The organism is Polaromonas sp., assembly GCF_030682935.1.
GTDB lineage: Bacteria > Pseudomonadota > Gammaproteobacteria > Burkholderiales > Burkholderiaceae_C > Polaromonas.
The window spans coordinates 1-7,242 of sequence record NZ_JAUXNA010000365.1 but is presented as its reverse complement, the minus strand read 5'-3'; the positions used below and the strand labels follow the sequence as shown (position 1 = coordinate 7,242).

Below are 7,242 nucleotides of genomic sequence, written 5' to 3'. Positions count from 1 at the left end.
CTTGCCCGGCAAGCGCAAGCAGCTACACAACCAACAGCCGTCAAGCTCGCCATCGTGGGCAGTCGCAACCCCACGCCCCAGGGCGAAGCCAACGCCCGGCAATTTGCCAGGGCCTTTGGCGGCGCCGGGCTGTGCGTGGTGTCGGGGCTGGCCCTGGGCATTGATGGCGCCGCCCACGATGGCGCCATGCTGGGCGGTGGCGACACGATTGCAGTGGTGGGCACAGGGCTGGACCGGGTCTATCCCAAACGCCATCTCGCGCTGGCCCACCGGATTGCCCGGCAGGGCATGCTGATCAGCGAATTTCCGCTCGGCACGCCGCCGCTGACCGCCAACTTTCCGAAGCGCAACCGCATCATCTCCGGGCTGTCCCGGGGCACGCTGGTGGTTGAAGCGGCGCTGCAATCGGGCTCGCTGATCACGGCGCGGCTGGCGGCCGAACAGGGCAAGGAAGTTTTTTCCATACCCGGCTCGATCCACTCACCCCAGTCACGCGGCTGCCACGCGCTGATCAAGCAGGGCGCCAAGCTTGTGGAGTTGGCGCAAGACGTGCTGGAAGAGCTAAACCTTCCCGTCAAGGGGTTGGCCGAAAGCGGGGCCAGCCCGTCGCAGTCGGCCTGTGGCGGTGATGCGGCCTCAGAGCGGCCTGCCGATGGCCCGCTGCTGGAGGCGCTGGGCTTTGATGCCGTGAGTCTGGATGCCTTGCAGGCGCGGACCGGCCTGGACACCGCCCGGCTGCAGGCGCAATTGCTTGAACTCGAACTGAACGGGCAGGTCGCACGCTTGCCGGGCGGCTTGTTTCAGCGCCTGGCGGCAGGCTGAAGCAGACCGCCCAGCCCCCGTCGGTCCGCTTGACACTGCAGCCCCTATCTGCGTTATATTGGGGCCATGTTTGAAGTACTGGTGTATGTTTACGAGAATTACTGGCAAGGCGACGCCTGCCCGGAACTTCAGCGACTGGGTCGCAAACTCACCGCAGCAGGATTTGACGCCGATGAAATTCAGGAGGCGCTGGTCTGGCTTGACGGCCTGAATATCGCCGCCCAGGTGACACAAATCTGCCTGCCGGCCAAGGCGTCTCCGGGGCTGGCCGAGCCCGTTTCCAGCCTGTCGGGGATTCAGCCGCAATCGGCTGACAGCCTTCGTGTGTACTCGGTGGCCGAGCAGGGGCACCTGGGTGCGCAAAGCCTGGGATTTGTGAGTTTTCTGGAGTCATCCGGCGTGCTGCCACCCCACATGCGCGAAATCGTCATCGACCGCGCCATGGCGGCACCGGGCGACCCGGTGACGCTGGACGACCTGAAAATCATCGTGCTCATGGTGTACTGGAGTTTTGGCGAAGAGCCCGATGCGCTGGTGCTTGACGAACTGTGTGACGACACGGAGTTTCGTCTCGCGCACTGAGGACCCCACACCACCCTTGACCCTGCGAGCGCGCTATCCGAGCAGGCGCTCCGGATTCGCGTGCAGCTTGGCCAGCGCATCGCGGGTCGCGCGCACCGTGAGGGCTTCTTCCTCTGTGGGAACCAGCAGTCCTGCCTGCAGGTAAGCCGCCAGCCGGCGGGCCTGAATCAAAAAGTTGCGGCCGTCAACCGCTGCAAACAGATGCAGCTGCTTGCGATCACTGCACCACGCAAACTGCACATGGCTGACTTTGCCGTTGTGGTCCAGGCTGAACCAGGCGCCCAGCTGCAGCTCCCTGGCCCAGGCGCGCATGGCTTCAGTGGGCTGGCTGCCCCCATCGGTGATCACCTCAACGGTGGCAGAGTCAATGCCTATCATCGTCACCAGGCTGTCCATGTCCAGCGGCAAGTCGCCGACATCCTCATCGGATAAATACTCTTCCAGGTTCGCCAGCCGCTTGGCCATGACCTCGACCCGCTCCATCGGGATGGCGTCGGTTTTCGACATGAACGCATCCGCCAGCGTGTCGCTGATGGCTTTCAGCTGCCGGTCCTGTTCAGGTGTTTCGAGGCCAATCATCGACATGCCCAAACGCAGAAGCTGCAGCAGCTTGGGCAGGTCGGCAATCACGCGGGCCCGATCGCTCCGGTTGGGTTTGGCGCTGGCGGCCCATACCAGGTCGGAAGCAGCGCGCTTGAGCGTGATGGTCTCCGGGTGCTGCGGGCCGTTTTTCATGGCTGCGATGGCCAGCACTTCGGCCCATATTTTGAACAGAAACTCACGAATCCCGTCGCGCACCGGCATGTCATTGAGCATGTTGCGCATCTCAATGGTGTACTGGATCGCCATGGTCTCTTTTTGCTCGACCTGCTGGGCCACGCTGACCACGCGCGCGGTACTGCCTTGTTCCGAGAGAAACCTGGAAAGAAACTTGTCAAACTCGTCGTAGACCAGCTGGAATACCCGGCGCCCGGTTTCAGGGTATTGCTCGATCACCTGGACAATCCGCTTGATCTCGGACTCCATGGCGCCGCCCGACACCGTCACATCGAAACCGAGCGCGCAGGAGCCCATGCGGTCAATCAGGCGGCGCGCCGGATGCTGCAGCGATCCAAAAAACTCGGGCTCGGAAATCGCCAGACGCAGCACCGGCATTTGCAGGCGGGCAAACCAGACCCGAATCCCCGCCGGAATCCGGTCTTCGGCCAGAATGCTCTGAAACATCAAGGCCACAATTTCGATGGTTGCTTTTTCGGACGTGGTGGCCGCAGCCTGCTTGAGTGCGCCGGTACGCGCGCGCAGTGCGCCCATGGCCTGGTCCACATGCGCCTGGCCATAGACTTGGCCTTGTGGGTCAGCGAGCAAGGTATGCTCCGCCCCCGTCTCTTGCGCCCGTTGCATGCTGGCCATGGCGTCTACAAGCGGCGCCGAAGCCTGTCTCGGCCCGGGGTCATCGAAGCCCGAAACCTGGCTCGAGAGCAGCCGCTTGAGGTGCCCCATCACGCCTTGGGCCCGCATGCGCGCCCTGGCCAAGGGGGTGGTGGCCGTCTGCATGCGCGTTTCGTCGAAGACCGGGTTGCCTGCGCTGCGGGACGCCTGGGCCCTGCCGCCCACCGCATCGCCGGCAGGCGCGCTGGCCGCAAAACCATCCATCCCCGACGCAGCGCCGCCAATTCCGTCCCCCACGCCGGCGGCAGGCGGTGTTCGTCCCGGTGCCCACTCAGGACTGCCCTTGAAAGCGGAATTCGCGGTGATCGCTGAAGGCGTGCGCCTGACCAGCGGACGCAGATCAATTTCAGCCATCACGCCCTGCCGAACAAGAAATTCGTTGGTCGCGTGGTAGACATCCCGCATGCGCTCGGCCATGGTTTTCTGGATCAGGTCCTGCACCGTCATCCACAAATCCCGCGGCAAAGAGGCATCCGTCCACTGCTCAGCCATGTGCCGCGCCAGCACTTCGGGGCGAAAAATGTCGTCTTTATGGAGTTCGGAAATAGCCTCGAGATGCTGTATCCGGAGCCGGAGGTCATTGAGCTCCCAACTCGCAAAATCCAGCAGGCGCAGCGCGAGGCGGGAGGCCAGGATCTGGTTCTCCATCACCTCGTTGCCCATCAGCTCGAATTTGCTGGAGTCGGAAAACCTGGATTGCACCGCCACCCGCGGCGTGGTTTGTGCCGTGCTCCAGGCGCTGATGGTGCACTGAACCCAAACCGGACCACTTTTCTGGAACGCCAGCAAGGCGTCGCGCTGCTCCTGCACGTCACGGGCGCTGCCGGGCTGCTCGGCCATGGCCGCGAGCTTGTCGCCGATATTTTTGGCTAACTCCGGCAACACCCGTCTGGCGCGCTCTGTGAATAACGCACGCGCCTGATCTGCCAGAACAGTGTTTCTATCGGTACTTGAAGCCACAACCACCTTGAACAATTACAAACCAGCTTACACCGTGGCCCCTGCATTGGGGTCGTTCGGGTCTTCCTCTTTTTTGGCCGGACCCTTGACCAGATCTTCCCGTTTGATGCCCAGCCACATCGCAATAGCGGCCGCCACAAACACCGACGAATAAATGCCGAACAAAATACCGATGGTCAGGGCCAGCGCGAAATAAAACAGCGTGGGCCCGCCGAACAGCAGCATGGACAACACCATGATCTGGGTGGAACCGTGGGTGATGATGGTGCGACTGATGGTGGAGGTAATCGCATTGTCGATGATTTGTTGCGTATTCATCTTCCGGTAACGGCGGAAATTCTCGCGAATCCGGTCAAAAATAACCACCGATTCGTTCACGGAATAGCCCAGCACCGCCAGCACGGCAGCCAGCACAGCGAGCGAAAACTCCCACTGGAAAAAGGCGAAAAATCCAAGAATGATGACCACGTCATGCAAATTGGCAATGATGGCCGCCACCGCATATTTCCATTCAAAGCGAAATGCGAGGTAGACCATGATGCCGAACACCACCATCGCCAGCGCCTTCAGACCATCCTGTGCCAACTCTTCGCCCACCTGCGGCCCGACAAACTCCGTGCGGCGCAGCGTCACGTCACTGTTGACGCCCTTCAGCGCCGCCAGCACTGTTTCGCCTTGCTGGGCCGTGCTCACGCCCTTTTGCGCCGGCAAGCGGATCATCACATCACGCGAAGTTCCGAAATTCTGAACCTGAACATCGGTCAGGCCCAATCCTGCCACGGTATTGCGGATTTTCCCGACATCGGCGGCCTGCGTGTAACTCACCTCCATCAGGGTGCCGCCGGTGAACTCTACAGACAGGTGCAGCCCGCGGGAGAACAGAAAGAACACAGCCAGCGCAAAGGTCGCAAAACTGACGGCGTTGAAAATCAGGGCATGCCGCATGAACGGAATGTCGCGTTGGATTTTGAAAAATTCCATCTGGGGTCCTTGGAAGGCAGCGCGAAAAAAAAGGGCGGATTATTTCGACACGGTGCCGGAGGCGTCAGGACGCCACACCGTTCCGATGGAGATCGTCTTGAGCTTTTTCTGGCGGCCATACCAGAGGTTGACCAGGCCGCGCGAGAAAAATACCGCCGAGAACATGCTGGTCAAAATGCCGATCACGTGCACCACGGCAAACCCGCGCACCGGACCCGAACCGAACGTCAGCAAGGCCAGACCCGCGATCAAGGTTGAAATATTGGAGTCCAGAATGGTCGCCCACGCCCGCTCATAACCGGAATGAATGGCCGCCTGCGCAGAAGCGCCACTGCGCAATTCCTCGCGTATGCGTTCATTGATCAGTACGTTGGAGTCAATCGCCATGCCCAGCGCGAGCGCCATGGCCGCCATACCCGGCAGCGTCAAGGTGGCCTGCAGCATGGAAAGCACCGCGACCAGCAGCAGCAAGTTGACGGCCAGCGCCAGGCCCGAAAACAGGCCAAACAGCATGTAGTAAGACGCCATAAAGGCAACGATCACCACAAAACCCCATGCCACGCTCTGGAAACCCTTGGCAATGTTGTCGGCACCCAGCGTCGGGCCAATCGTGCGCTCCTCAATGATTTCCATGGGTGCGGCCAGCGAACCCGCGCGCAGCAGCAGCGCCAGGTCATTGGCCTCACTCACGCTCATGGAGCCGGAAATCTGGAAACGGTTGCCCAGTTCGCTCTGGATGACCGGTGCGGTCAGCACCTCGCCCTTGCCTTTTTCGAACAGCAGGATGGCCATGCGCTTTTTGATGTTTTCGCGGCTGACATCGCGCATGATGCGCCCGCCCTTGGCGTCCACCGTCAGGTCCACCTTGGGCTGCTGGTTCTGCGAATCAAAGCCAGGTTGGGCATCGGTCAGGTTTTCGCCGGTCAGGATCACCTGTTTCTTGACAATCACGGCCTGTCCGTTGCGCTCGAAGTAACGCTCGGCCCCGAAAGGCACGGGGCCGGTGTTGTTTTCGGCAGCACGCGCCTCGGCGCTGTCTTCGACCAGACGCATCTCCATCGTGGCCGTGCGGCCAAGAATGTCCTTGGCCTTGGCCGTGTCCTGTACGCCGGGCAACTGCACCACAATGCGGTCTGTGCCCTGCTGCTGAATCACCGGCTCGGCCACGCCCAACTCGTTGATCCGGTTGTGCAGCGTCACCATGTTCTGCTTGAGCGCCTGGTCCTGTACCCGGCGCGCCGCCTCGGGCTTGATGCTGGCGGTCATTTTGTACTCGGTGCCATCGGGCGCATCAACGGACTGGAGGTCCGGAAACTGGTCCTGCATCAGCCCTTTGGCGGCGGTCAGGGTTTCGGTATCGCGGAATTTGATCTCAATGACTTGCCCGTTGCGGCTGATGCCACTGTGCCGGATATTTTTTTCGCGCAGCGACAAACGGAGATCGCCAGCCAGGGACTCGGCCCGCTTGGTCAAGGCCGCCTGCATGTCCACCTGCAGCATGAAGTGCACGCCACCGCGCAGGTCCAGGCCCAGGTACATGGGGGAGGCATGCAGCGCGCTCAGCCAGGCAGGCGAGCGCGACAGCAGGTTGAGCGCCACCACATAAGCCGAGTCAGCCGCATCGGGCGACAGCGCCTTCTGGACTGCATCTTTCGCCTTCAGTTGCGTATCGGTATTGCCAAAGCGCGCCTTGACGGAAGTGCCGTCCAGCGTGATGGCGTCCGCCGGAATGCCGGCATCTTTCAGCGCCTGCTCCACCCGGGCCAGGGTCGTGAGGTCAATCTTGGTGGTGGCCCTGCTGCTTGAGACCTGCACCGCAGGCGCTTCGCCGAAAAAGTTGGGCAGCGTGTACAGGGCTGCAATCAGCAGCGCAACCGCCATGATGGCGTACTTCCAGGCCGGATATCGATTCATGAGAGGGCAGTTCCTGGTGGGCGTATGAACAAAGGGAAGGCCCGGCTGCCTCAGCAGGCCTCAATGCGGCGTTGGGCCGCTATGGCCTTATTTGGAAGTATTGATGGCGCCCTTGGGCAACACCTGGACGATGGCACTGCGCTGCAGCTGCACTTCAACGCCGGGCGCGATCTCAAGCGTCAGGTAAGCCTCGGCAAGCTTGGTGACCTTGCCCAGCAGACCGCCTGCGGTAGCGACTTCGTCGCCTTTGGCCAGCGCTTCAATCATGGCGCGATGCTCTTTTTGCTTCCTCATCTGCGGGCGGATCATGACGAAATACAGCACCACAAACATCAGCACCAGCGGCAGCATCCCGGTGATGGAAGACATCCAGTCTCCACCTGCGGCGGCAGCGGGAGCGGTTTGGGCAAAAGCAGAAGAAATGAACACGGCGAACTCCACAACAATTTAAAGAGACACTGACACGCGCCCCGGCCAGTACAGCCAAAGCAAAGATCCCGTCATTGTATGCGGCTGCAAAGCCGCAAGAAGGTG

The 7,242-nt window shown here is 61.4% G+C and carries 6 protein-coding genes; 2 read left to right on the top strand and 4 right to left on the bottom strand.

From position 1 onward, the window contains the following. Positions 1-822 (top strand): DNA-processing protein DprA (gene dprA, locus Q8K05_RS16905; RefSeq protein WP_305247777.1); only part of this gene is annotated, 822 nt, incomplete at its 5' end. 66 nt (positions 823-888) lie between these two features. Next, positions 889-1,404, top strand: a complete 516-nt coding sequence (locus Q8K05_RS16900) for a DUF494 domain-containing protein (RefSeq protein ID WP_305247776.1) — start codon at positions 889-891, stop codon at positions 1,402-1,404. Between the two features lie 33 nt (positions 1,405-1,437). On the opposite strand, the gene Q8K05_RS16895 is transcribed toward Q8K05_RS16900, so the two are convergent. The 4 genes from Q8K05_RS16895 to yajC all read right to left on the bottom strand — a co-directional run bounded on the left by Q8K05_RS16895 (position 1,438) and on the right by yajC (position 7,137). Beyond that, entirely contained in the window at positions 1,438-3,819 is a 2,382-nt protein-coding gene (locus tag Q8K05_RS16895; protein ID WP_370868893.1) for a DUF1631 family protein, read from the bottom strand. 21 nt (positions 3,820-3,840) lie between these two features. Next, positions 3,841-4,794 (bottom strand): protein translocase subunit SecF, encoded by a 954-nt coding sequence (gene secF, locus Q8K05_RS16890; protein ID WP_305247774.1) that lies wholly within the window; start codon positions 4,792-4,794, stop codon positions 3,841-3,843. Positions 4,795-4,833: 39 nt separating this feature from the next. After that, a complete protein-coding gene (gene secD, locus Q8K05_RS16885) occupies positions 4,834-6,708 on the bottom strand; it encodes a protein translocase subunit SecD (RefSeq protein ID WP_305247773.1) in 1,875 nt (624 codons plus the stop codon). Between the two features lie 87 nt (positions 6,709-6,795). Then, the gene (gene yajC / locus Q8K05_RS16880; RefSeq protein ID WP_305247772.1) at positions 6,796-7,137 is read right to left on the bottom strand and encodes a preprotein translocase subunit YajC; all 342 of its coding nucleotides are present in this window, start codon (positions 7,135-7,137) and stop codon (positions 6,796-6,798) included. Between the last annotated feature and the right edge of the window lie 105 nt (positions 7,138-7,242).

Coding starts and splice junctions, on each gene's coding strand:
- Q8K05_RS16900 (WP_305247776.1), top strand. CDS start 889: ATGTTTGAAGTACTGGTGTATGTTTACGAGAATTACTGGCAAGGCGAC.
- secD (WP_305247773.1), bottom strand. CDS start 6,708: ATGAATCGATATCCGGCCTGGAAGTACGCCATCATGGCGGTTGCGCTG.
- secF (WP_305247774.1), bottom strand. CDS start 4,794: ATGGAATTTTTCAAAATCCAACGCGACATTCCGTTCATGCGGCATGCC.